17 protein-coding genes, 3 tRNA genes and 1 pseudogene are annotated in these 24049 nt (G+C 68.8%); 19 read left to right on the top strand and 2 right to left on the bottom strand.

Annotated elements, in window-relative coordinates; genetic code table 11:
* Position 1: 1 nt before the first annotated feature.
* The 4 genes from ACLQ22_RS05235 (at position 2) to ACLQ22_RS05250 (ending at position 5514) form a co-directional block, all read left to right on the top strand.
* Positions 2-1507, top strand: a complete 1506-nt coding sequence (locus ACLQ22_RS05235) for a complex I subunit 4 family protein (RefSeq protein WP_425691292.1) — start codon at positions 2-4, stop codon at positions 1505-1507.
* A gap of 46 nt (positions 1508-1553) precedes the next feature.
* Entirely contained in the window at positions 1554-3068 is a 1515-nt protein-coding gene (locus tag ACLQ22_RS05240) for an NADH-quinone oxidoreductase subunit N (RefSeq protein ID WP_425691477.1), read from the top strand.
* A gap of 168 nt (positions 3069-3236) precedes the next feature.
* The gene (gene htpX, locus ACLQ22_RS05245) at positions 3237-4112 is read left to right on the top strand and encodes a zinc metalloprotease HtpX (protein ID WP_425691293.1); all 876 of its coding nucleotides are present in this window, start codon (positions 3237-3239) and stop codon (positions 4110-4112) included.
* 142 nt (positions 4113-4254) lie between these two features.
* The gene (locus ACLQ22_RS05250) at positions 4255-5514 is read left to right on the top strand and encodes an MFS transporter (protein WP_425691294.1); all 1260 of its coding nucleotides are present in this window, start codon (positions 4255-4257) and stop codon (positions 5512-5514) included.
* A 227-nt stretch (positions 5515-5741) separates the two neighbouring features.
* On the opposite strand, the gene ACLQ22_RS05255 is transcribed toward ACLQ22_RS05250, so the two are convergent.
* Entirely contained in the window at positions 5742-6236 is a 495-nt protein-coding gene (locus ACLQ22_RS05255; protein WP_132230880.1) for a YajQ family cyclic di-GMP-binding protein, read from the bottom strand.
* A gap of 148 nt (positions 6237-6384) precedes the next feature.
* Between ACLQ22_RS05255 and ACLQ22_RS05260 the strand changes: the two genes are divergently transcribed.
* The 9 genes and pseudogenes from ACLQ22_RS05260 (at position 6385) to ACLQ22_RS05300 (ending at position 15708) form a co-directional block, all read left to right on the top strand.
* Positions 6385-6468 (top strand) — tRNA-Tyr (locus ACLQ22_RS05260).
* Between the two features lie 241 nt (positions 6469-6709).
* Positions 6710-6838: a hypothetical protein gene (locus ACLQ22_RS05265; protein WP_425691295.1), complete on the top strand. Its 129-nt coding sequence runs from the start codon at positions 6710-6712 to the stop codon at positions 6836-6838.
* Positions 6839-7184: 346 nt separating this feature from the next.
* The gene (locus ACLQ22_RS05270; RefSeq protein ID WP_425691296.1) at positions 7185-7997 is read left to right on the top strand and encodes a hypothetical protein; all 813 of its coding nucleotides are present in this window, start codon (positions 7185-7187) and stop codon (positions 7995-7997) included.
* A complete protein-coding gene (locus tag ACLQ22_RS05275) occupies positions 7994-9238 on the top strand; it encodes a DNA methyltransferase (protein WP_425691297.1) in 1245 nt (414 codons plus the stop codon). Before ACLQ22_RS05270 ends, ACLQ22_RS05275 begins: the two co-directional genes overlap by 4 nt.
* Positions 9235-9519, top strand: a complete 285-nt coding sequence (locus ACLQ22_RS05280) for a hypothetical protein (RefSeq protein WP_425691298.1) — start codon at positions 9235-9237, stop codon at positions 9517-9519. The genes ACLQ22_RS05275 and ACLQ22_RS05280 overlap by 4 nt, the downstream gene beginning before the upstream one ends.
* 1033 nt (positions 9520-10552) lie before the next feature.
* The gene (locus ACLQ22_RS05285; RefSeq protein ID WP_425691299.1) at positions 10553-11941 is read left to right on the top strand and encodes an IS701 family transposase; all 1389 of its coding nucleotides are present in this window, start codon (positions 10553-10555) and stop codon (positions 11939-11941) included.
* A 275-nt stretch (positions 11942-12216) separates the two neighbouring features.
* A pseudogene (locus ACLQ22_RS05290) lies at positions 12217-13393 on the top strand (IS701 family transposase).
* A gap of 162 nt (positions 13394-13555) precedes the next feature.
* On the top strand, positions 13556-14482 hold the full coding sequence (locus ACLQ22_RS05295; RefSeq protein ID WP_425691300.1) for a tyrosine-type recombinase/integrase: 927 nt from the start codon (positions 13556-13558) through the stop codon (positions 14480-14482).
* A gap of 254 nt (positions 14483-14736) precedes the next feature.
* Positions 14737-15708 (top strand): hypothetical protein, encoded by a 972-nt coding sequence (locus tag ACLQ22_RS05300; RefSeq protein ID WP_425691301.1) that lies wholly within the window; start codon positions 14737-14739, stop codon positions 15706-15708.
* 551 nt (positions 15709-16259) lie between these two features.
* Here the strand turns inward: ACLQ22_RS05300 and ACLQ22_RS05305 are convergent.
* Positions 16260-16703 carry a DUF6924 domain-containing protein gene (locus ACLQ22_RS05305; protein ID WP_425691302.1) on the bottom strand — a complete coding sequence of 148 codons (444 nt, stop codon included), beginning with the start codon at positions 16701-16703 and terminating at the stop codon, positions 16260-16262.
* A 376-nt stretch (positions 16704-17079) separates the two neighbouring features.
* Here ACLQ22_RS05305 and ACLQ22_RS05310 point away from each other — a divergent pair, with 376 nt between their 5' ends.
* From ACLQ22_RS05310 to rpmG, 6 genes are all read left to right on the top strand, one after another.
* The gene (locus ACLQ22_RS05310) at positions 17080-19911 is read left to right on the top strand and encodes a hypothetical protein (RefSeq protein ID WP_425691303.1); all 2832 of its coding nucleotides are present in this window, start codon (positions 17080-17082) and stop codon (positions 19909-19911) included.
* Positions 19912-20708: 797 nt separating this feature from the next.
* Entirely contained in the window at positions 20709-20852 is a 144-nt protein-coding gene (locus tag ACLQ22_RS05315; RefSeq protein WP_158619077.1) for a hypothetical protein, read from the top strand.
* Between the two features lie 51 nt (positions 20853-20903).
* Positions 20904-23432, top strand: a complete 2529-nt coding sequence (locus ACLQ22_RS05320) for a putative bifunctional diguanylate cyclase/phosphodiesterase (protein ID WP_425691304.1) — start codon at positions 20904-20906, stop codon at positions 23430-23432.
* A 96-nt stretch (positions 23433-23528) separates the two neighbouring features.
* Positions 23529-23601: transfer RNA gene (locus ACLQ22_RS05325), tRNA-Thr, on the top strand.
* Between the two features lie 25 nt (positions 23602-23626).
* Positions 23627-23699: transfer RNA gene (locus ACLQ22_RS05330), tRNA-Met, on the top strand.
* A gap of 132 nt (positions 23700-23831) precedes the next feature.
* The gene (gene rpmG, locus ACLQ22_RS05335; RefSeq protein WP_013288652.1) at positions 23832-23999 is read left to right on the top strand and encodes a 50S ribosomal protein L33; all 168 of its coding nucleotides are present in this window, start codon (positions 23832-23834) and stop codon (positions 23997-23999) included.
* Positions 24000-24049: the final 50 nt, after the last annotated feature.

A 24049-nucleotide genomic window follows, 5' to 3' on the forward strand; every position in this document is an offset into this window, starting at 1 on the left:
CATGACGTTCGGGGAGTTTTTGCTGGTGGCGGTGCTGGCGCTGCCGGCGCTCGGCGCGCTGGCGGTGGCGGCGACGCCTCGGGACCGCGCGGCCCGGGCGGTCGGCACGGCCGTCGCCGCGCTGACCCTGGTGGCCGCCGCGCTGCTCTTCCTCGGCGACCGAGGCTGGACCACGTACGCGGCCGACACCCCCGCCGTGCGCCCGTGGCACCGGCTCGACCTGCCCTGGGTGCCCGGCCTCGACCTGCGCTTCCACCTCGGGGTGGACGGCATCTCCTGGCCGCTGGTCGTGCTGACCGCCCTGCTCACCCTGCTCTGCTGCGCCTACACCCTGTGGAAGGTGCCCGACGGCGGCAGCGGGCGGGCGCTGGTGGCCCTGCTGCTGGTCGTCGAGGTCGGCATCCTCGGCACCTTCCTCGCCCTCGACCTCGTGCTCTTCTTCGTCTTCTTCGAGGTCGTCCTGCTCCCCATGTACGCGATCATCGCCGGCTGGGGCGGCGCGGACCGGCGGCGGGCGGCCCGCAAGTTCGCCCTTTACACGCTGCTCGGCTCGGTGCTGCTGCTGGTCGGCGTCTATGTGGTGGTAGCCGCCGCCGGGACGGCCGACGTGGTGGCGCTCACCGGCGGCACGGGGCTGTCGCGGGGCACCCAGCTCGCGGCGTTCACGCTGCTCGCGCTGGCCTTCGCGGTGAAGAGCCCGCTCTGGCCGCTGCACTCCTGGCTGCCCGACGCGCACACGCAGGCGCCCACCGTCGGCAGCGTGGTCCTCGCCGGGGTGCTGCTCAAGATGGGCACGTACGGGCTGGTCCGGATCGCGGTCGGGGTGGCCCCGGAGGGCGCCCGCTGGGCCGCCCCGGTGCTCGGCGTGCTGGCGGTGGCGGCCATTTTGGTCGGGTCGCTGGTCTGCCTCGCGCAGCGCGAGCTGAAGCGGCTGATCGCGTACTCCAGCGTCGGGCACATGGGCTTCGTGCTGCTCGGGGTCGCCACGCTCACCACCACCGGCATCCAGGCGGCCCTGATCGGCAACGTCGCGCACGGGGTGATCACCGGCCTGCTCTTCTTCCTCGCCGGCGCGATCAAGGACCGTACGCACACCGGGTCGCTGGACGAGCTGTCCGGGCTGCGGGAGACCGCCCCCCGGCTCGCCGGGCTGCTCGGCTTCGCCGCCGTCGCCTCGCTCGGCCTGCCCGGGCTGGCCGGCTTCTGGGGCGAGGCGTTCGCCGTGGTCGCCGCCGTGGAGGTGGGCGGGGCGCTCTGGACCACCCTGGGCGTGCTGGCGGCGATCGGCGGGGCGCTCACCGCCGCGTACCTGCTGCGGCTGCTGCGCCGGGTGACGCACGGGCGGCCCAGTCCGGCGGTCGGGCGGCTCACCCCCGGCCTGGCCGGCGCGGAACTGGTCGCGTGGGCGCCGTTGGTGCTGCTCGCCCTCGCGGTCGGCCTGGCCCCGACCCTGGTGCTCGGCGTCGCCGAGGCCCCCGTCGACGCCCTCGTGGAGGTGCTGCGGTGAGCGAACCGGGCCGGCGGTACGGACGTGAGGGGGTGCCAGCATGAGCATGAGCGTGGTGCAGAGCGTCGACAACGTGGCGCTGCTCCCGGCGTACCTGGCCGCCGGCACGGCCGTGCTGGTGCTGCTCGCCGACCTGCTGGTGGCCCGTGCCCGGGTCACGCTGGCGACGGCCGCGGTCGGCGCGACGGCCACGGCGCTCGGCGCGGCCCTGGTCGGTGCCGGGGACGAGCGGCGGACGTTCTGCGTCGGCCCCGACTGCTCGTACGTCTTCGGCGGCCGGGCCGCCCTGGTCGCCGTCGTCGTCGCGCTGCTGACCCTCGGCGTGCTCGCGTTGTCCGGCCCGCTGCTGCGGGCGGGGCAGTCGCCGGCGGGGGAGTACTGCTTCCTGCTCGCCTGCTCGATGACGGGCGGCGTGGTGCTCGGCGCGGCCGGCGACCTGATCACCCTGATCGTGGCGCTGGAGACGCTCACCCTCCCGCTGTACGTGCTCGTCGGGCTGCGCCGGGACAGCCTGGCCAGCGCCGAGGCGGCCGTCACCTTCTTCGTGGTCAGCGTGGTCGCCACCACGCTGACGCTGCTCGGGGCGGCGCTGCTCTACGCGGCCACCGGCGGGCTGCACCTTGGCCGGATCGGCGCGATCCTCGCCGACCGCACGGACCTGCTGGACCTGCCGCTCACCACCGCCGCCGTGGCGCTGGTGGTGCTGGGGCTGGCGTTCAAGGTGGCGGCGGTGCCGTTCCACGCCTGGGCGCCGGCCGCCTACGACGGCGCGCCGCTGCCGGTGGCCGCGTACCTGTCCACCGCCTCGAAGCTGGGCGGCGTGGTGGCCCTGCTCGCCGTGGTGCAGCACGCGCTGCCGGCCGACGTGACCGGCCCGGTGCTCGCCCTGCTCGCGGTGCTGACGATGACCGTCGGCAACCTGGTGGCGCTGCGCCAGCGGCGTACGGTCCGGCTGCTCGCCTGGTCCTCGGTCGCCCAGGCCGGCTACATCCTCGCCCCGCTCGGCGCGCTGGCGCTGGCCTCGGGTCGCACCGCCGACGCCCGCACCGCCGCGTACGCGGCCGCCGTGGCGTACGCCGTCTTCTTCGTGGTGCTGGAGCTGGCGGCCTTCGCGGCCGTGGTGGCGCTGCGCCCGGCGGGCGCGGACGGCGGCACGGTCGACGACCTGCGCGGGGCGGCCCGGCGACACCCGTGGCGGGCGGCGGCGCTCGGGCTGGCGCTGATCGGGCTCGCCGGCCTGCCGCCGGGCCTGGCCGGCCTCTTCGCGAAGGTCACAGTGGTCCGTTCGCTGCTGGACGGCGGCGCGGGCTGGCTCGCCGTGGTGGTGGCCGTGAACGCGGTGATCGGCCTCGCCTACTACCTGCGCCTCACCGCCACCCTGTGGGCCGCGCCGGCGGCACCGGTGGGCGGTGCCGCCGCGCCGGGCGTCGGGCCCGGCGGCACCCCGGCCGTGGTCCCCGTGCGGGCCCGGACGGTCGGCGTGGTGCTGGCCGTGGCGACGGCGGCGGCGCTGGTGCTCGGCTTCGCCCCGCAGCTCGTGCTCGACGTCGCCGCCCGCTGACGCGGCGGTTCCGTCGGGCGGTCTTCCCGTCTTCCGGGGCGGTAGTCCCGACGGGCACTTCGGACATCCCAGGCAACTCACAGCCATGAGACGGATGGTTGACGGGTACCGGGTTGTTGAACCGGTCAGCGGATCCCGCGCGATCCGTGCTGCACCGAAGGAGTGATCGTGCACCACAACCGTCTGAAGACCGCCGCGCTGCTCGGCCTGCTCACGTCGCTGATCCTGGCGGTGGGCTACTGGTTCGGCGGCAGTGGCGGCCTGGTCATCGCCGTCGTCGTCTCACTGGTCATGAACGGCGTCACCTACTTCTACTCCGACAAGCTCGCGCTGCGCTCGATGCGGGCGCAACCGGTCAGCGAGGCACAGTTCCCCGAGCTGTACCGGATGGTCCGCGAGCTGGCCACCGAGGCCGGGCAGCCGATGCCGCGCCTCTACGTGAGCCCGACGTCGCAGCCCAACGCGTTCGCCACCGGGCGGAACCCGCAGCACGCGGCCGTCTGCGTCACCCAGGGGATCACCGAGGTCCTCGACTACCGCGAGCTGCGGGGCGTGATCGGGCACGAGCTGTCGCACGTCTACAACCGGGACATCCTCATCTCCAGCGTGGCGGCCGGTCTGGCCGGCATCATCACCATGCTGGCGAACATCGCCTGGTTCATCCCGCTGGGCGGGGGCGACGACGAGGACTCCCCGAACCCGGCCGTGCTGCTGCTCACCATCATCCTGGGGCCGATCGCGGCCACCGTCATCCAGCTGGCGATCAGCCGCAGCCGGGAGTTCCAGGCGGACGCCTCCGGCGCCCGGCTCACGAAGGACCCGCTGGCCCTGGCCAGCGCCCTGAAGAAGATCCACATGGGTGCCCAGCGCCGGCCGCTGCCGGCCCAGGGGCAGCTCACCAGCACCGCCCACCTGATGATCGCCAACCCGTTCCGGGGCGGCGGCGTGGCGGCGCTCTTCTCCACCCACCCCAAGATGGAGGAGCGGGTCGCCCGGCTGGAGCGGATGGCCGCGAACAGCGGCCCCGTGCAGTTCCAGCGCTGAGGCGCTGATCACCTTTCCGCCCGTGTCCGGTCCGCCGGACACGGGCGGAACGCCGTGTGAGCGCGTTAACCGTTCCTTCCACGCCTCCGGCGGCGTTAGGGTCGAAAGGTTCCCCGCTCGTTACATCCCCTGGAGGTCGATCGTGGCCGCACTGCGCCAGTACCTGGGCGTCTGGCGGATCCCCGGAGCGCCGATGCTGCTGCTCACCGGCATCATCGGCAGGCTCGGGATCGGCATGACGCCGCTGGCGCTGCTGCTGGTCGTCGAACAGGTCACCGGCCGCTACTCGCTGGCGGCCGTCGCCGGGGGCATCTACGCCCTCGCCGGTGCCGCGCTCAGCCCCGTGGCCGGCCGGATCGCCGACCGGATCGGCCCCACCCCGGTGCTCGTCGGCACCGCCGTCGCCCACCCGTTCGCCCTGCTCGGCCTGCTCTGGTCCGCCCGCTCCGACGCCGGCAGCCTGACGCTGGTCTTCGTGGCCTCCGGGGTCGCCGGCGCCACCTACCCGCCACTGACCGCCGCGATCCGGGGCGCCTGGAACGAGCTGACCTCGCCGTCGTCCGGCCGGTGGCACCTGCGCAACACCGCCCTCGCCGCCGAGACCACGCTCTTCGAGATCGTCTTCGTGCTCGGTCCGTTGCTGGTCGCCGGCTTCATCCTGTTCGCCGACGCCGGGGCCGCCCTGGTCGGTTCGGCCGTCGTGACCCTGGTCGGCACCATGGCGGTGGCCCTCGGCCGGGTCATGCGCGGCTGGCGGCCGCATTCGCGCGAGCACCAGACCAGAGGGCTCGGCCCGCTGCGCGTGCCCGGCTTCCCGGCATTGCTGCTCTGCGTCGCCAGCCTGGGCATCGCCTTCGGCGCGGCCGGCGTGACCGTGCCGGCGTTCGCCACCGCCTACACCGCCGACGACCCCGACAGCCTCGCCGGGGTGCTGCTGGCCGTCTGGGGCGTCGGCAGCGCCGTGGGCGGTTTCTGGTTCGGCGTCCGCAAGCCGGCCCGGAACATGACCCGGCAGTTCTCGCTGCTGCTCGGCGCGGTGGCCGCCAGCTTCGCCGTCTTCGCGGTGATGCCGACGCCCGTGGCGCTGGGCACCGCCCTGGTGATCGGGGGCGCCACGATCGCGCCCGCGCTCACCCTGGAGAACACCCTGGTCGGCCGGATCTCCCCGACCAGCATGCTGAACGAGGCGTACACCTGGGTGGTGACCATGTCGGTGGGGGCCAGCGCCGCCGGCGGCGCGGTGGCCGGCCTGATCGTCGACCACGCCGGCGGGGTGCCCTGGGCGTTCGTCTTCGCCGGGGCCGCGGTCGCCGTCGGGGCCGGGGTCGCGGCCCTGCCCGCCGGGCCCATCGCCCGCGCGGAGGCCACGGCGGTACGCACCGAAGAGCTGCTGCCCGCCTGACGCCTACGGGGTTCCCGTCGCGTCGGAGGGGTACCACCCGGTAATGTTCGTCTTCTTCTCGAACCGGGTGGGCTGCCTCGGCTCGCTGCTCATCAGCGCGATCCTGACGGTGGTGCTGCTGCTCGTCTTCTCCCGCTGATCCGGCGTGGCCCTCTCGCCCCGGATTGCCAGGGTCGGCCGTCCGCTGCCCGGTCGGCCCTGTCGTGGTAGGGCCGACCGGGCGCCCGTCAGCGGTAGTTGGTGAACTGGAGGGCGACGCCGAAGTCCTCGCCCTTGAGCAGCGCGATGACGGCCTGGAGGTCGTCCCTCTTCTTGCCGGTGACCCGAAGCTGGTCGCCCTGGATCTGGGCCTGGACGCCCTTCGGGCCCTCGTCTCGGATCTTCTTGCTGATGGCCTTGGCCTTGTCCGAGTCGATGCCCTGGATCACCTTGCAGTCGATCTTGAAGATCTTGCCTGACGCGCGCGGGTCACCGGCGTCCAGCGACTTCAGCGAGATGTTCCGCTTGATGACCTTCTCCTTGAAGACCTCCAGCGCCGCCCGCACCCGCTCCTCGGTCTCCGCCTGGAGGCTGATCGCCTCCTCGCCCGACCAGGAGATCTCGGCGCCGGTGCCCCGGAAGTCGAACCGCGTCGCGAGCTCCTTCTCCGCCTGGCGGAGAGCGTTGTCGACCTCCTGGCGGTCGACCTTGCTCACGATGTCGAACGACGGGTTCGCTGCCATGCTCATGCTCCTGCTGTCCGGCGGTCTGTGGTCCTTCGTCCCCCGCTGACCAGCGGTACGACCCCCTGACGGTACCCGGTTGCGCCGATGCCGGGGGGAGCCGCTATCCTTGCTTCCGCTGCCGCGTTACGACGCGGTGGGGTGCCCTGGCGGGTTGCCCGAGCGGCCAATGGGAGCGGACTGTAAATCCGTCGCGAAAGCTACAGAGGTTCGAATCCTCTACCCGCCACCAGGAGCACCAACGGCCCCTGACCAGCAGGAATGCTGATCGGGGGCCGTTGTCGTTTGTCTGGCGGAGTCCGGCTGCGTCCAGCCGTTGACGACTGGTTGTGGGCAGATGGTGGGCGGGTCGATCTTGTCCGCTGAGGGCTCTTCTGAGCCTGACACCCTGGGGGTGGTAGCTGGGGCCTGGCCTGGCGGAGTCCCTGCGTGTGGCGGTCGGCTGAGGGGTCCGCGGTGAGGTGCCGCCGGCTGTGGGAGAGGGACCAGGGGCAAGCCAGTCCCGGGTTGGACTGGCGCGGCAGTCGGAAGCCCTGACCGTCGACGAGGCCGACTGGCTCGGCTTCCTGTACCGCCTGGCCGTGATCGTGCCGCTGGCCTGATCGGCAGACTCGGGGCGGCGGTCCGGCGGCAGTCGGTGGCTCTCCGCCCCGGCGCCGGAGGCGGCCGGGGCGGCTTGCCGCCGGCCGGGTTACAGCCCCGCGACGCGCGGAGCGCGGCGCCTTGATCTAGAACAGAGCAAATCGGCAGCAATGTGAGCTCTTCTGCCCGCAGCAGGGTGGCCCGCAGCAATCAAGCCACCCAGGGACGCCACCGGCAAACCGCCACCGCAAGTCAAAACCTATCGGAACAAGCGAAAGTCCCTAATTCGGGCTTACTGTCGTCTGGGATGCCCGATGGGCGTGGGTGCACGTAGGTTGTCGGAGCCTTGCCGTAGGCTCCCATCCCATGGCGTTGAGCACTGAGGAGCGGGACGGGCTGTATCGAGAGATCTTGCTCGTGCCACTCCGCACTTCGGCGGATTACCTCCCCAAGATGGGAGGTGGCGACGAAGTCGATCTTGCTAGCTTCACCACATTGTACGGCGCTGACCCGCTGTATCACTGGATGGGCTTTGACTCGCCCCTGATGTTCGCTGCGCATAAAGCCGCGGGCGGCATGACGTCGGTCTATCGGCAGCTCGGCATCGGCTGCGAGCGCATGTTCCGACAAGTACTCAAGGACGAGCTCGCACTGTCTGAGGACCAGGTCAAGTGGTCGTACGAGATCCTTCCAGAGACGGAGGACGAGACTAAGAAGGCGCGGGTCCTGTCGCTCGATGGACGGGTCGAAGTCGGAGACATTCCCGACTCGGAGGCAAGAGATCGCGTTGACGATTGGATCGAGCAGCAGCGTGCCGCGCTTGGTATTTCCGTCCCATTGAAGGGTGCGGTCTTCGAGGTCCGACAGGGCTACAAGAGTGCCGACTCCAAGCGGCAGAACGCTGACCTCGCCAACGCCGCGCAGGCACTGGGCCACGGCTATCTGCCCGTCCTTGCAATCATGAGTACCCAGATCAACATGGTCGTCCGCGCACGGTACCTGACGGGCAACTGGAGTGTCCTCATGGGGTCCGTGGGCACGAATGACTCCCTACACAGCACCTTCGACTTCCTGCGGGACGTTGTTGGCTACGACCTCGCTGGCTTCTTCCAGCGGAACACCACTGAACTGCGCGCGGGCGTAGAGAGCATTCTCCGCCAACTGTTGGAGGCGAAATGACGGCGATCATCAAGCGGGCGGCGCACAGCCGCAACGAGCATATGACGTTCCGCGCCAACATGGGTGTAGGGCGGCACGGCTGGTTGCGCCTTACGCCTGCCTACGGCGTGCGTCTCGTCCGTGATCGCATCTCGCACATGCCGAGCGGCAGCATCATTACAGACCCCTTCTCGGGCACAGGCACGACGCCTCTCGCGGCTGCCGAGCTCGGCCACCGTGGGCAGTCGGTAGATATTAACCCGTTCCTAGTCTGGCTCGGCACGGTCAAGACGACGAACTACACGGAGGACACACTCCTCGCAGTCGCTGACGCTGCGAAGAGCGTGCTCGATGCGGCACGGGCCCACGAGGAGGACAGCGACCTTTGGCAGCCGAGCCTGTTCAAGATTGAGAAGTGGTGGTCGCCAGGTGCCCTCCACGCACTCAAGGCACTCCGGAACGAGATCGACCGTTTCGATGGGCAAGTCCGCGACCTGCTCGAGATTGGTCTCTGCCGGTCGCTGATCTCCTGCTCCAACGCGGCCTTCAATCATCAGTCGATGTCCTTCAAGGAAGCTCCGACCGAGCAGGTGCTGTTCGTAATGGATGACATCGAGCAGGCGCTCGACACTTATGCCACGGAGATGGCGACAATCATCGAATCCGCGCGGTTTGATCTCGCCGGCACGGCGGTCGTTCGGCATGGCGATTCTCGGACGGGTCTAAGCGACCTGGAGCCAGCGGACTTCGTATTGACCTCACCGCCATATGTAAATCGGATGAGCTACATTCGCGAGCTTCGGCCGTACATGTATTGGCTTCGCTACCTCGACGTAGCCAGCGATGCCGGCGAGCTTGATTGGCGTGCCATCGGCGGCACGTGGGGCACCGCCACGAGCAAGCTCAACACATGGAAGCCAGAGGTTGAGACGCCGGTCGACGAGGCGATGAAAGTGGTTCGCGAGCATATTGCGGCAGACGGCGGCAAGAACGGTCCGCTGCTTGCCAACTATGTCCACAAGTACCACCACGACATGTGGCTCCACTTCCAGAGCATCACAAAGCACCTGAAGCCGGGCGGCAGCGTTTCCTACATCGTCGGAAACTCCACCTTCTATAAGCACGAGGTGCCTGCGCACACTTGGTATGCCGCGATGTTACGCGAACTCGGCTACTCGGATGTCAAGGTGGAGACCATCCGCAAGCGGAACTCCAACAAGGCGCTGTTCGAGTACGACGTGACTGGTATCAAGACTGCGTGAACGTTTTGCGTGAGAACCTCAAGTCCGGTGTCCGCCTCGTGCGCCTGGACACCGGCAAGTTCGCGGTGCTCGCGGGCGATGAGGTACTGGTCGAGACAGGCGTTGAGACTTTGGCGACTCTCACCTATGACGAAGCAGTAGCCGACCGCAGTCCGGCCAAGGAGATGCGCGCACGCGAGCGCGCACATTACGAGATGCAGGCGGTGCGTTCAGAGTCGTTCGCTCGCCGCACCGAAAAATCTCGAAAGAAGGGCGGCAAGGGTGGTCGCGGGGGCGTCTAGGGTGCCGCCACCGGCTCGCGCTCGGCGAGAGCTGCACTGAGGGCGTCTCCTGCTTCGTCGGAGATGTGTACTAGACCGAACCGCAGCGAGTTCGATGAGATGCCAGTAATCTCCTGGCGATCTCTGACGAACGGCAGTTTGTAGCTCTCGGAAACTTCGCGTACGACGCGAATCGGAAAAATGGAACGCCAGCGCCCGAGCCCGCCCGGCCAAGGCACTTCGTTCCGGTCCTGGGGAACTCTGGCGGGACCGGTTACGACGACCTCGGCGACGAAGCCAGCACGCCCTCTCCAAATGAACAAGCGGTCGCCAGGCGCCACCCTCGGTGCCGGGCGACTCAGGCCGGGTACGCCCCAGAGCCCAGCCTCCTTGCACCGCTGCCAGTTCCGGGGCTCGCGCGCAGACACGGCGCCCACGAAGGCGCTCACTTCCACTCCAATGCCACAGGTCGACCCTAGTACTCCAACGTCACATGGCTTCGAGGTGGGGGCGAAGGACGGACTCTACGGCGCCGACGACGACCTCGCCGAGCGGATCCCCACCCGCGAGTGGCAGGAGCACAGTTGCGGCCGGGAGCGAAGGGTGCCGCCACTACCTGTGGGCCTGGATCGCATCGCCACCCGGCCAGGTGAGCAATCGGTGGCTGCTCATCCGCCGCAATCGCACCGCCAGCGAGCTGGCCTTCTACCTGTGCTGGCATCCCGCCAGTCGCTCTGCACACTCTCGCCACCGTCGTCGGCTCCCGCCGGAGCATCGAAGAGCTAGGCCAAACCGGCAAAGGCCAGGTAGGCCTCGACCATTACGAGGTCCGCGGCTGGTCCGGCTGGCAACGATTTATCACCCTGGCCTATGTTCGCCTGGCCGTCCTCGCCACCCAGCAGGGCCAATCTGGCGAGTAACACCCCAAGCCTGATCCTGTTGATCCAGCTGCCAGCGCAGACAGGCGAAGTGACGTTGGAGTGTTAGTAGTGCTTTGTTAAGTCGTTGTGGCGTGTCGCTTGTATGAGCGTCGTGGCGGTGTTTGGCTGCCGCGGTGGATGAGCGGGATCTCGTTCGGGTGCGGGCGCGGTTGGAGGACTTCGCGGCAGGGATCTTCGCGGGGTTGCGGCGGTCGGATCAGCGGGTGACCGGTCTGCGGTATCTGCGTGGGCTGATGCTGGACGGCCGGCGTAAGTCGATGCAGCCGATGGCCGAACGGCTCGGGGTCGATCACCAGCAGTTGCAGCAGTTCCTGACCTCCTCCACCTGGGATGTCGCCGGTGTGCGGCGACGGCTGGCCACGGCCGCGATCGACCTGGTGACACCTCAGGTGTGGGTGGTGGACGACACCGGATTTCCCAAGGACGGCAAGGCGTCGGCGTGTGTGGCCCGGCAGTACTCCGGCACCCTCGGGAAGGTCGCCAACTGCCAGATCGCCGTCAGCGTCCACGCCGCGACGGACGCCGCTTCGGCGGTGTTGAACTGGCGGCTGTTCGTGCCGGAGTCCTGGGACGACACCTGCGTCCCCGGCCCGGACGGCAAACCGGCCAATGTCCATGCCCGCAGGCTGCGTCAGCAGCCGGTCACCCGTGACCAGGCCGGAGCGAAGAAACCACATGTGCGCCAGCAGTTGCCGCCCGCTGAGCAGATCGAGCAGATCCGCCGCCGGCGGGCGGCGTCGAAGGTCCCCGACACCGAGCGGTACCGGCCGAAGTGGCTGATGGCCCTGGAAATGCTCGACGAACTGGCTGGATGGGGGCTGCGTCCGCCGCTGTTGACCGCCGACGCCGGCTACGGCCAGGTCGCCGAGTTCCGTCAAGGCCTGACCGAACGCGGCATTGCCTACGTCGTGGCGACCACGTCGTCCACCACCGCGCAACCCGGCGACGCCCAACCCGTCGAGGTCCCCTACGCCGGCGTCGGTAAGTACCCCACACCGAAGTACCCGCAGCCGGCCCGCAGCCTAAAGGACCTCGCCCTCGCCCACGGCGCCGACGCGACAAGTCTGGTGCGCTGGCGTGCCCGGCTATCCACACCCGACCGCGGCCCGGACCGGCCCGTCGGTGAGCTGTCCGGGCACTTCTTCGCCCTGCGGGTGCGTCCCGCCGGCCGGGTGGTCCGCCGCGGACCCCACCGCGGCGACGACGGTGTCCTGCCCGAATGCTGGCTGCTCGTGCAGTGGCCTCCCGGCCAGGACGAACCCAGCGACTACTGGCTGTCCGACCTGCCCGCCGACACATCCTTGGCCGAGCTGGTCCGCCTGGCCAAGAGCCGCTGGCGCGTCGAGCACGACTACCGCGAACTCAAGACCGCCCTCGGGCTTGACCACTTCGAAGGACGATCCTGGATCGGCTGGCACCGCCACGTCACCCTCGCCGCAGCCGCCCAACTGTTCCTCACCCAACTACGGACAGCATCCCCAAAAGCAACGGGGCAGACCTGAGCCTCTACGCGATCCTGCGGCAACTGCAGTACCTACTCGCGACCTGGCTCGGGTTCTGCCCCCTCTGCCACCAACTCGTCCCAACCTAACAAAGCACTATTAGTACTCCAGCCGCACTTGCCTGATCTGAAGTTTAAGCAGCTCATGGGCATGATCGGCGTCTGAGTCATGCCGGCCGTGCAGCTGCGGATGTCGATCCTATTCGGCGTATGGGTGGCGTGGTCGCACCGTCTGTCTGTTGTGGTCTGCCGGAGGGCGGGCAGGCTCCCGTGCTTATGTTGATCGATGAGATCGTGGGCTGGCGGGCAGGGTTGGACGATCTGCTGGCGCGGTTCGCGCACCGGTTCGGGCGGGCGGAGCCGCGCCGGCAGGCGCTGACCTATCTGGTCGGGTTGCTGACGCCGCTGGCCAGCAAGAACGGCTGGACCTTGGCCGAGGCCGCCGGCGACACCACGCCGGACCGGATGCAACGGCTGCTCAACAGGTCCGCGTGGGACCCGGACGCTGTTCGTGACGACCTGTTCGTCTACGTGACCGAGCACCTCGGTCACGACGACGGGGTGCTGATCGTCGACGAGACCGGGTTCCTGAAGAAGGGGATCAAGTCGGCCGGGGTGCAGCGTCAGTACTCGGGCACGGCCGGACGGACGGAGAATTGCCAACTCGGGGTGTTCCTCGCCTACGCCAGCCCGGCCGGGCGCACGCTGATCGACCGTGAGTTGTATTTGCCCCGCAGCTGGTGCGACGCCCCCGCCCGCCGCGAGGAAGCCGGCATCGCCGCGAACGTCGAGTTCGCCACAAAGCCTGCGCTGGGGCTGCGGATGGTCGAACGCGCCATCACCGCCGGCCTGCCGGCGAGATGGGTAACCGCGGACGAGGCCTACGGGCAGGACTCGAAGTTCCGGACGTGGTTGCAGCAGCAGCGCATAGGCTACGTCCTGGCCGTGCCCCGCAACCAGCGGGTCCCGACCACGGTGGGCAACTCCCGCCCGGACGTTCTCGCCGCCGCCGCGCCAAGGCTGGCGTGGAAGCGCCGCAGCTGCGGCGACGGCGCCAAAGGCCACGGCTCTACGACTGGGCCGTGGCCTCCCTGCCCGGCGTTGGCGACGGCTACGGCCACTGGCTGTTGATCCGCCGCAGCATTACCGACCCCACGGACCTGGCCTACTACCTGTGCTTCGGCCCAGCCGGGACGCTCGACGAGGATCTGATCCGCATCGCCGGGACCCGGTGGGCGGTCGAGGAGTGCTTCCAGACCGCCAAAACCGAAGTCGGCCTGGACCACTATCAGGTGCGCCGGTACGACGCCTGGTACCGGCACATAACTCTCGTTCTGTGCGCCACGCCTACCTCGCCGTCACCGCCGCCCACGCCAAAAAGGGGGCGCCGAATCCGATGACAGCCTCATTCCCCTCAGCCTCGGCGAGGTCCGCCGTCTCCTGGCACACCTGATCACCACCAACCGACCCTTCGACCACATCCATCGATGGTCACGATGGCGACGCCGACACCAGTATCGCGCCAGAACAGCCCACTACCAGCGAAGACACCGACTCCACCAGGTGCGGCTGGAGTATTAGGGCCCTGCCGGTAGTCGAGCTGGACTCGCCCGTGATGGTCCGCCGGGTCCTCGACAGCCTCTGCGTACGCCTCGACGGCAAGCCCGCGGCTGCCTCCACCGTCCAGCGGAAGCGGGCCACCTTCTACAACGTGCTCGGCTATGCCGTCGAGCTGGAGCTGATCGACTCCAACCCGGTCGACCGGGTGCAGTGGACCGCTCCCGAGGTCGCCCAGTCCATCGACCGGCGGGTGGTGGCGAACCCGGCCCAGGTCGCCACGCTGCTGGAGGCGGTGAAATCTCTCGGCAAACGCGCCGACAAGGTCACGGCCTTCTTCGGCTGCCTCTACTACGCCGGCATGCGTCCGTCGGAAGCGGCCGACCTACGGCGGGAAGACTGCGACCTGTCGGGCCGGTGCGCCGGCTGCGGCGCGGACTTCGACGACCTGGCGGCGGTCAAGCCTTCCCGGTCCTGTGACCACGAGAAGATCGAATATCGCTGGGGCCGCCTAGTGCTCGCCGGCACCTCGCCGCGCGCCGGCTCGCACTGGACTGATGACGGCGGCTCCCACGAGCGGCGCGGACTCAAACACCGGGGGAGGGCCGAGACCCGTACGGTCCCGATTCCGCCCCGGCTTGTCGAGCTGCTGTGCGCGCACGTCGAGAATCACGGGGTAGGTCCGGATGGTCGGTTCTTCCGGGGTCTGCACGGCGGGCCACTCTCCGAGTCGGTCTACGACCGGTGGTGGAAGCTCGCCCGCGAGAAGGCGCTGACTGAATCGCAGGTCGCCTCGCCCCTCGTCCGCCGGCCCTACGACCTGCGGCACGCGGCGGCCTCGCTCTGGCTGAATGCCGGCGTCCCGCCGACCGAGGTCGCCCGCCGCCTGGGCCACGGCGTCGCCGTCCTGCTCCGCGTCTACGCCAACTGCATTGACGGGGGAGATGACATGATCAACGACAAGATCGGCGAAGCGCTCGGATGAGATCAGCTCTGCGTGACCGCGCGGCTATGCAGCTGAAGATCAAGACTCGAGTGTCGCCGTAGTGGGCACGCTGGACATCTGGGGTCTTTACCCGCAGCGATAGCTATCAGGTTGTGGGTGACCCGAGAGTTCATTCCAGTCGACCATGACACTTTGGACAGCGGAATTCTATTGCGGTCAGGAAGGCTTCGAGGGAGACTCGCGGTCGGACTAGGTAGAGGGGAGGTCTGTGGGTGGAAAGGATTGCGCTCCTGGTGGTCCAGCTTGAGGAAGCAAAGCGGATGATCGAGTTGGACTCGCAACCGCATCGGCGTCTCGCGCTTCTTCTTCTTGACAACGCAGCCGAAGTCATCATGAGTCGGATGATTGACCGACTAACGATGCTCAATGATATGCACAAGAACACAATAGATCTTTGCCAAAGCAGGCCGAGGCCGTTAGTTCTGGAAACTGCGGAGTTGCTGGCAGAGTCTGAAGCTATGTGGGTGTCGCCACGCCAGTTTGATAAGCTGAATAGATTCTTCGAAGAAAAGGCGAAGTTTCTGGTTAAGAGGGGGAAGGTTGAGGAGCCGGTAGCCCTCGCGTTACGTAAGCTCCATGTATATCGGAACGAGGCATATCACAGGGACAAGCTGCGGCCGGGCTCTCTTGTGCCGTCTGTGCTGATCTACTTCGACCTTGCGTGCGAATTGTTCGGACGCTGGCAGCCATCGGGCGTGACCATTTCGCCCCCTATTCCCGCAGTGTTGAAGAAGTATCTCAAGCCCGGCGAGCTGTATGCAGGCTACGATGTGATGCCAAGGATTGCCGACGCGCTGCGGAGTGAATTGAAGCTGGACCTTCCCGCAGTTCGCGAGGCGCTCATTCAGCACCTGAGCGACCGCCTCGATCAAATCGATGATCTGCTCAAGTTCATCGCGGAGGAGAGTGCCCGTCCTCGTAGTGTGGCGGATACCCTTCATGTGGTCCAGGCCGTGACGGACGAAAACGCGCTTGCTTCCGATGAGGAGTTGCTGGCGACCAAGGTGAAATTCTCCATGCGAGACCTTGAGAATTGGCGTGCGCGTGTGGCGCGTATTGAGCGCCTGGATGACCGACTGAAGATGTTCACCGCCTTTGCTCGAATCGAAGATGAATTCGAGAGCCTCGAAGCGCAGGTTTTAGGAGTTGCGGCTATCGTTGACCAGTACGTCGAGGACCAGATTGACTTCATGCGCGGAATGTAAGGGGCGGACGATCGTGGCAGATGCCTGCGCCGGAACCTAGGCGATTACGCCATGGCGGTAGCTGCCGAGGGGCATGGGCAGATGGTGGGCGGGTCGGTGAGTAGGTCGGCGCCAGCGGGGAAGAAATCCCAGCTAGGGCCTGCTTCCCCGGCCAAGATCGTTGGCGCCCTGTAAATCCGTCGCGAAAACTGCAGAGGTTCGAATCCTCTACTCGCCCCCAGGTGCACGAACGGCCCCGTGAGCTGCGGAAAAGCATTCCGAGCCCGTTCTCGTTCAGTCCAGCGGAGTCCAGCCCGATCCGGCGCTCGGTGGCTGGTTACGGGAACAAGCGCGGGGAACAGTTGATTCTGCATTCCGGCGGCTCGCCGGCACCGCCGCAGCTCCCCACCCACCGCAACCGTTCGACGGGGGAGCGGACGGGGTGTGAATGACCGCATCGGTGACGCGCTGGGTGACCGGTGGCGGTGAGGCGTGCCTCCCGGAGTGTGAAGTATCCCTGTCGTGCTGTTGCGGCGCGCCTGGCAGCGAGGCGCCGTCGAGGCCGGGCGGGGTCAGTGCGCGGACGAGCTCAGCGCCGGTAGACACCGTCGCTGCGGTGCGCTGCCGTCGCGAACTCGGAAAAGTCCACGTTGGAGAGCGAGAGGTTGATCTCGATCGAGTGCAACTCTTCGGGCACGACCCGGAACGGCTCTGCCGGGTCTCGCTCGTTGAGGCCAATGGCGAGGATTGGGATGTTCCGGCGATGAGACGGTCACCGCGTCGACGACGAACACCACCGGATGGTTGTACTCGTGGGGGTAGGCGCGGGGGAAGGAGCGGACCAGCGCCGACACATCGAAGGCGGCCAGCCTCGGATCCTCGACAAACTCGACGTTTGCTCCGAAGCCCTCTTCCGTCTCCTTGGAGATCTCCTGCTGAAGCTGGGCCCAGAGCGCATCGTCGCTGAAATCCGCGCGGATCACTGGAACGCGGTTTGTGTCGGGCAGGTAGGCCATGGCCGCAGTCTAAGCTGGACCGGCTTCCCGGCTGCGGGAACATTGCGGGAGCATGAGCATTAGGCCCGGCTCCTACGCCAAGAAGCGCCTGGTCACCGGCGATGCGGCGCCTAAGATCCCGCGCTCTCTGTGATCCGTCGCGAAAGCTACAGAGGTTCGAATCCCCTACCCGCCACGAGGGAACGGCAGAGCCTTTGCGTATCAGCTGGGACGTTTCCGTGGACTCGACCGGCGCCCGCGCTCACCTTCATGCGGCCGGGGCGCGGAAAAAGGGGATCTGCGGCTGAGAGCGGCATTCCTGCCGGACGTCGCCGGTGCCGCACCTCCTGCGCTGCTGGCCGGGCAACGGCTCCGGGGCGCCCTCCGTCGCGGCGCCATGCGATCCTCTTCGCGGCTGATAATCGCCACCCGTCAATCATGGGGAGACCACGTGCGTAACGCTCCGCGCGCTCGTCGGCGTGCCTTGGCGCTGATCATGGCCTCGACACTTGGCTGCGGAACGATCGTGGGGCTCACCGCGGCCCCGGCCACCGCGGCTGCGGGCGCACCCACAGACCTGAAGACCGCCAACCAGTCGTGCGCCACTGCCGCACCGGGGCCGTACCTGAGCCCGGTCAGGCTCAACGCCGCTCAGGCTGTCGTGCTGCGGGGCACCTTCGACCGTACGGGTGCGGGCCCCCATCTCGAGGCCGACTTCCAGGTGTGGGACGTGGCCGACCCGGAGCACCCGCAGCAGTGGCTCCGCACCGTCGGCGAGCAGAGCAACGAGGTCTACGTCCAGCTCGAGGACAATGCGAAGCAGCTCGACGGCGTCACGTACGCCTGGCGGGTGCGGGTCCTCGACGGCGCGGCAGCGTCGGCGTGGAGCGACACGTGCCATTTCACCGTCGACCGCAGCGGTGGCCCGGCACCGACCGTCACCTCTGCCGAATATCCCGCGGGCAGCTGGGACAACGCCAGCGGCGCGATCGGCGTCCCCGGCGTGTTCGCGCTGGCCCCGGTCTCCGCCGACACCGTCAGCTACCTTTACCAGTTCGGCTCGGCCGAGCTCTCGGAAGACCCCGTGGAGAGCACGGTGAACGCCGAAGGGCTCGGCGGTCCGGCGGCCGTCCGCTGGAGCCCGCGAGCTGCCGGCCACCACTCGCTCATCGTCTACGCCATCGACCGGGCTGGCAACCGGTCAGAGCCGGCCCACTACGAGTTCTACGTCAAGGAGACCCGACCGTCGGTCTTCTCTGCCGCGTACCAGGACTTGGCTCCGGACCTCGACTACAACGTCGGCGTGCCCGGCGCGTTCGAGTTCACCGCGACGGTCGCCGGCACAGCGTCGTTCGCATGGCGGATCGACGAGGGCGGACCATCGGGAACCGTGCCCGCGGACGCCGCGGGAAAGGCGACGGTCATGATCGCTCCGACGCGCGGCGGCTGGCAGACCCTCTACGTGCACAGCGTCACGCGCGACGGCACGGCGCACGCAGACCGCGCCTACCGGTTCATCGTCGACAACGGCCCGACGATCACCGGGGACACGCGCGGCAGCGTGGTCATCGGGTCGTCGCTCGCCCTCCGCCTCGCGCCCCGGATGCCGAACGTCGAGGCGTACGTCTACTGGGCGGAATACTCGAGCCTGGAGCAGCGGCCGATCGAGAAGATCACCGTTCCGGCCCGGCCGGACGGCACCGCCGACCTGACCTGGACGGCCACCGAGACCGGCGTCGCCGGCCTGCGGATCCAGAGCCGGAGCGCCGACGGCACCCTCTCCCATCCGCGCTGGCAACCGATCTCCGTCGACGGAGCGGCACCGACGGTGACCCGCACCGGCGGCACCGACCTGGGCACGCCGGCGACCTTCACGGCCCGCAGCCGGATGGCCAACGTGGTCGACTACGTGGCGACGCTCCACTACGACGAGGCCAGCAGCCAGGTCGTCAAGCCGGCCGCCGACGGCACCGCCACCTTCAGTTTCACCCCGACCAGAAGCGGCTACAAGGCCGTCACCGTCATCGCCCGCAACGCCGCCGGCGTGCAGACGGAGTCGGACGGCGTGACCTGGACCGTGACGGACGGGCCCCGGGTCGCCTCGACCGACTTCCCAGCGACCGGCAGCGGTCACCTCGCCCCGGGCACCTTCAGCTTCACGCCGCGCATGCCCGGCTCGACCTCGTACCAATGGTGGGTCAGCAACGGGTCTGCCGCGGGCAGCGGCACCGTTGCCGCCGAGGCCGATGGCAGCGCGGCGGTGACCTGGACGCCGCCGGCCGCCGACAGGTATGTCCTGAGCGTCCGCAGCTTCACGGCCGACCGCACCGCCTCCATGGTCACCACGTACAGCTTCATCGTCGAGGGCCCGCCGATGGTGTCGAATCTCAAGGCGACCGGTGGTGTCGGCTCGGCCACGCTGTCCTGGACGCTGCCGTCGACCACAGATCTGGACCAGGTGATCGTGCGAGGTGCCACGGGCCCGACGGCGCCGTCGTCACCAACCGCCGGCACGGCGGTGTACGGGGGCACGGGCACCAGTGCCACGGCGACGGGGTTGGCGCCGGGTACGACGTACACGTTCGCGGTGTGGGTCAAGGACAGCAACGGCAAGCTGTCGGCCGCACCGAGTGTGACCCTGCTCGGCAGCACGACCACGATCGCGGCCAGCGTCACGTCGCTCGCGCACGGGTCGGCGGTGACGGTGTCGGGCGCGGCGGTCCGCGCGGACACCGGTGCGGGTGTCGCGGACGCTCCGATGCGGCTCTACGGCAGGCGTAGGGGCACCAGCCAGTGGACGTTGATCACCACGGTTACCACTGACAGCTCAGGCAAGGCGAGCTACAGCCACATGCCCTCATGGGGTCTGGACTACAAGTGGCAGTACCGCGGCTCGACGGCCGACCTGGGTTCGGAGAGCAGCCTCACGACGGTCTGGGTGAAGACCACCGTCACCGCCACGCTGTCGAAGACGTCCGTGCCCCTCGGCGGCTCGGTCACCCTGTCGGGCAGCGTGTCCCCGGCCCACCCGGGCAAGACGGTGCGCCTGGAGCGTTACGTGGACGGAAGCTGGTCCATGGTGAGCAGCACGGCGTTGTCGTGGACCGGCGCCTACTCGTTCGCCATCCAGCCCTCCGCGAAGGGCACCCACGAATACCGGGTTCACATGCCGCCCGACATCGACCACCTGGCCAGCTACAGCGACACCCGCAGCTTCGAGGTCCACTGAATCCTCTACCCGACGAAAGCACCAGCGGCCCCCTGACCAGCAGGAATGCTGATCGAGGGGCCGTTGGCGTTCGTCTGACCGAGTCCGGGCTGCGCCCAGCCGTTGAGAAGTGCGTTCGGTCTGGCGGGAGTGCCGGCCAACTGCGCCAACCCGTCTCGCGAACGAGGTCGAGTTCCCGCTGTCCCGTGGGGCGCCACAGCACCGTCGTTCCGCCGCCGCTGCCCATCTCGACCTCACCGCTCGGTTCCATGGCGGCCCCGGACAGTACCGGCGGGCCACCGAGCAGCACCACCGCATTCGGCTCCCGGGGGGATGGGCTCACGACGGCGCCACCGGGGCGGTCTGCGACGACGCCCGCGACGCGGTCGCCAGCACGTGCCCGCCGGTTCCCCTGGCTCCCCTCGGCCGGGCGGGGTGGCCGGTGCCTGTCCCGTCCGCGCACGAGGTTTGTCGGGCCGCCGGCAGAAGCTGTGGCATGCTGGCGCAGAACGAGTATGGTGGTCGATGTCCGGTCGGGCCTCCTCCTGGGCAGGAGGTCACCCACGGTGAAGGCGGGTGCGCCCGGACTCCCGACCTTCCCCGAATTGCGTGGAAGGTCGCAATCCGCAATGTGCGAAGTGCACAGTGCCCGCTCAGCCCCGTGATCAGGGCTCTGTCGGGGTGGCCGTTGGGCCGAACGGCGCAACGTCGCCGACGCTCGGCCCGGCGGTACGCGCACCGCTTTTCTGGGTACCTGCCTTGTGGCACGATCGTGGAACCTCCACCATCCCCGTGACACTTCCCCTGCAGGAGCAACCATGTCTCGTCGAAAGCCCGGCCGGCTGCTTGGCTCGCTTTTCGCGCTCGCCGTTCTCGCGAGCGGCGTCCTGGTCGGTGACCTCCAGGGATCCGGAGATTTCCAGACCGCCGACATCATCTGGAACATGCCCGCGCCTCGTTGAGTGACCACCGCTCGATGACGTGACACCGGCGGGCCGGTAAGGGGGCACGGGATGGCGGGTCGTGGCCCCACCGGCCCCCGCTCGACTGAATACGCGTGGCTGATCACCGGACCGTTGGCCCTGGTGGCCATCGTCTGCACGACGGTGGTCGGCCTGGTCGCGCCGCAGCCGTTCGGCGGGTGGTCGCTCGCGCTGCCACTTCTCGTGGCCATGGTGGCCGCCGGGATCCCGGTACTGAACTTCACCGTTCGGCGGCAGTCCCTCGGCGTGACGCTGACCGAGATCCCACTGGTCCTGGCGTTCTATCTCGTCGAACCGCTGACGGTTGTCATGATCTACACGGTCGCGTCGGCCGTGTCGCACCTCAGGCACCGCTTCGGCCCGACGAAGTTCTGGTTCAACGTGGGCCGCGCGGCCGCGGGTTCGTCCCTGGCCGTCCTCGTGCTCCAGGCCCTGCCGCCCGTCGAGGATGTCGGCCCGGCCACCTGGCTCAAACTGTTCTTCGCGGCCAGCATGGTGAACCTGCTGAGCATGGCCTCGGTCGCCGGCGTGCACACGCTGCTGCAGGGCTGGCAGGCGGGCCGGGGCGCGATCCGACAGTCGATGCCGGGGCTCCTGGCAGCGATGATCAATATCGCCATCGGCATCATCGTCCTCATCCTCATCGCGGCCACCTGGTGGTCGTTGCTGCTGTTGGGGGCGCTGCTCGTCGCGCTGGCCTTCGTCTACCGGGCCTACGCGCAGTTCTTCCGGCAGCACCGCACCCTCACCGACATGTACGAGCTGAGCCGCGCGGTCAGCGAGAGCGGCGAGTACGGCACCCTGCCCGACGCCCTCCTGGGCCGCGTGCGGGCGCTCATGCAGGCGGAGTACGCCACGCTCTGGCTGCCCGCCCAGGGCAGACACCCCGAGGTGCTGCTGACCGCGCGCAACGACGCCCCCGGTCTGCTCGACTTCGCCAAGACCCCGGCCGCACTGCGGGAACGGGCCCGGGACGAGGGCCGCACCGTGGCCGTCGGCCGCGGACTGACGACCGACGGTGACCTGCGCGCCCCGCTCTCGACGCACCGGGTCAAGGACGTGATCGTCCTGCCACTGCGGTCCGGTCAGGCGGTCATCGGGACGCTGGAGGTGGCCAACCGACTGGGGGACAGCAACTACTTCGTCCGCACCGACGTGCCTCTCTTCGAGACGGTGGCGGCGCACGCGGCGGTGGCGTTGGAGAATTCGCGGCTGGTCGACCGGCTCCGGCACGACGCCAGCCACGACACGCTGACCAGGCTGCCCAACCGGCGGCGGATCACGGGCGCTCTGGAGGAGGCCGTCAAGATCCGGGCGCCCGGCGAGGTGGTGGCCCTGCTGCTGTTCGACGTCGACCGGTTGCGCCAGGTCAACGAGTCGCTCGGGCACGCCGCCGGCGACAAGGTCCTGGTGGAGGTCGCGAACCGGCTGCGTTCCTGCGTACCCTCGTCGGCCCTGGTCGGGCGTGCCGGCGGGGACGAGTTCCTGGTGACGCTGCGCCTGGAGAGCGCCGAGGCGGCGATGGAGCTGGCCGCGCAGCTGCGCGAGCAGATCCGCGACGAGATGGTCTTCGACGCGCTCACCCTCGACGTGGACACGGCGGTCGGGGTCGCCGTGTACCCCGACCACGGCAGCGACGCGGTCTCCCTGCTGCAACGGGTGGACCTGGCGGCGACGGCGGCCAAGTCCGTGCCGGGCAGCGTGCAGCTGTTCAGCCCGACGCTGGAGTCGCGGTCGCTGCGGCGGCTCGGCCTCGCCGGCGACCTGCGCCGCGCGCTGGACGCCGACGAGCTGGAGGTCTACTTCCAGCCCAAGGTGACGCTGCGCGACCGCCGGCTGGTCGGCGTGGAGTGCCTGGCCCGCTGGGCGCACCCGGCGCACGGCACGGTCGCCCCGGAGGACTTCGTGGCGGTGGCCGAGCACACCGGCCAGCTCGGCCGGTTCACCGAGTTCGTGCTCCGCGAGGGGCTGCGGCGCAGCCGGGACTGGACGCACGCCGGCCAGCCGCTCGCCGTCGCGGTCAACCTCTCCGCGCGTACGCTCACCGACCAGCACTTCCCGGCCCGCGTCAAGGAGCTGCTCGACGAGTACGGCGTACCGCCGCAGCTGCTCACGCTGGAGATCAAGGAGGCCGGGGTGCTGGACGGCACCGACCGGCCCATCCCGACCCTGCGGCGACTGCGGGACCTCGGCGTACGGCTGTCGGTGGACGACTTCGGCACCGGCGACTCGTCCCTGGCCCACCTGCGCCGCCTGCCGGTGCACGAGGTGAAGGTCGACCGCTCCTTCGTGCAGGGCATGGCGACGGACCCGGGCGACCTGGCGATCGTCAACGCGGTCGTCACGCTCTCCCAGCAGTTCGGCCTGGCCGTGGTGGCCGAGGGCGTGGAGAGCGAGCTGACCCTGGAGCTGCTCCAGGACATCGGCTGCGAGATCGGCCAGGGCTTCCTGTTCAGCCGCCCCCTGCCGTACGAGCGCCTGGAGGCCTGGTTCGGCGCCCAGGTGGACCCGGAGACGATCTCCCCGGGGGAGCTGCCCCGGCTGCGGGCCGTGCCCTGACCTGCGGAGACGCCCCTGTGGGGGATCCGATTTCATCTCCGCCGCAGGGGCGTGTAATGTATCCCCTGCGCGTCACCCCCCGGGGAGATCGCGCAGGCCCCCTTAGCTCAGTCGGCAGAGCGTCTCCATGGTAAGGAGAAGGTCTACGGTTCGATTCCGTAAGGGGGCTCAGAGGGTCCGGCTGGACCCGCCACGGCGGTGTAGCTCAGATGGTAGAGCAAGCGGCTCATAATCGCTGTGTCGCCGGTTCAAGTCCGGCCACCGCTACTCTCGTCCACCGGGCCAGCTCCCGGCGGTCGGTGGGATGGGCGCCACTGGCGCCCACTTTGCATGTCCGCGCCGTCAGCGCGTAGGCTGATGCGCCGTAGTTGTTACCCGTAGCGAGGAAGGCACTCCGCCGTGGCGAAGGCGACCGATGTCCGGCCGAAGATCACTTTGGCGTGTGTGGAGTGCAAGGAGCGCAACTACATCACGCGCAAGAACCGCCGTAACGACCCCGACCGCATCGAGCTGAAGAAGTTCTGCCCGCGGGACGGCAAGCACACGGTCCACCGCGAGACCCGCTGACCCACGGCCGGCACCGCCGGCCCGGTCCTCAGGCACTTCCCGATCGCCGG

This window comes from Micromonospora sp. DT178, assembly GCF_049841695.1.
GTDB lineage: Bacteria > Actinomycetota > Actinomycetes > Mycobacteriales > Micromonosporaceae > Micromonospora.

Bases quoted from the DNA above. Each gene is read 5' to 3' on its own strand.
- ACLQ22_RS05235 (WP_425691292.1), top strand. From the start codon at position 2: ATGACGTTCGGGGAGTTTTTGCTGGTGGCGGTGCTGGCGCTGCCGGCG.
- ACLQ22_RS05240 (WP_425691477.1), top strand. From the start codon at position 1,554: ATGAGCGTGGTGCAGAGCGTCGACAACGTGGCGCTGCTCCCGGCGTAC.
- ACLQ22_RS05255 (WP_132230880.1), bottom strand. From the start codon at position 6,236: ATGGCAGCGAACCCGTCGTTCGACATCGTGAGCAAGGTCGACCGCCAG.
- ACLQ22_RS05270 (WP_425691296.1), top strand. From the start codon at position 7,185: ATGGCGTTGAGCACTGAGGAGCGGGACGGGCTGTATCGAGAGATCTTG.
- ACLQ22_RS05275 (WP_425691297.1), top strand. From the start codon at position 7,994: ATGACGGCGATCATCAAGCGGGCGGCGCACAGCCGCAACGAGCATATG.
- ACLQ22_RS05295 (WP_425691300.1), top strand. From the start codon at position 13,556: ATGGTCCGCCGGGTCCTCGACAGCCTCTGCGTACGCCTCGACGGCAAG.
- ACLQ22_RS05305 (WP_425691302.1), bottom strand. From the start codon at position 16,703: ATGGCCTACCTGCCCGACACAAACCGCGTTCCAGTGATCCGCGCGGAT.
- ACLQ22_RS05310 (WP_425691303.1), top strand. From the start codon at position 17,080: ATGCGATCCTCTTCGCGGCTGATAATCGCCACCCGTCAATCATGGGGA.
- ACLQ22_RS05315 (WP_158619077.1), top strand. From the start codon at position 20,709: ATGTCTCGTCGAAAGCCCGGCCGGCTGCTTGGCTCGCTTTTCGCGCTC.
- ACLQ22_RS05320 (WP_425691304.1), top strand. From the start codon at position 20,904: ATGGCGGGTCGTGGCCCCACCGGCCCCCGCTCGACTGAATACGCGTGG.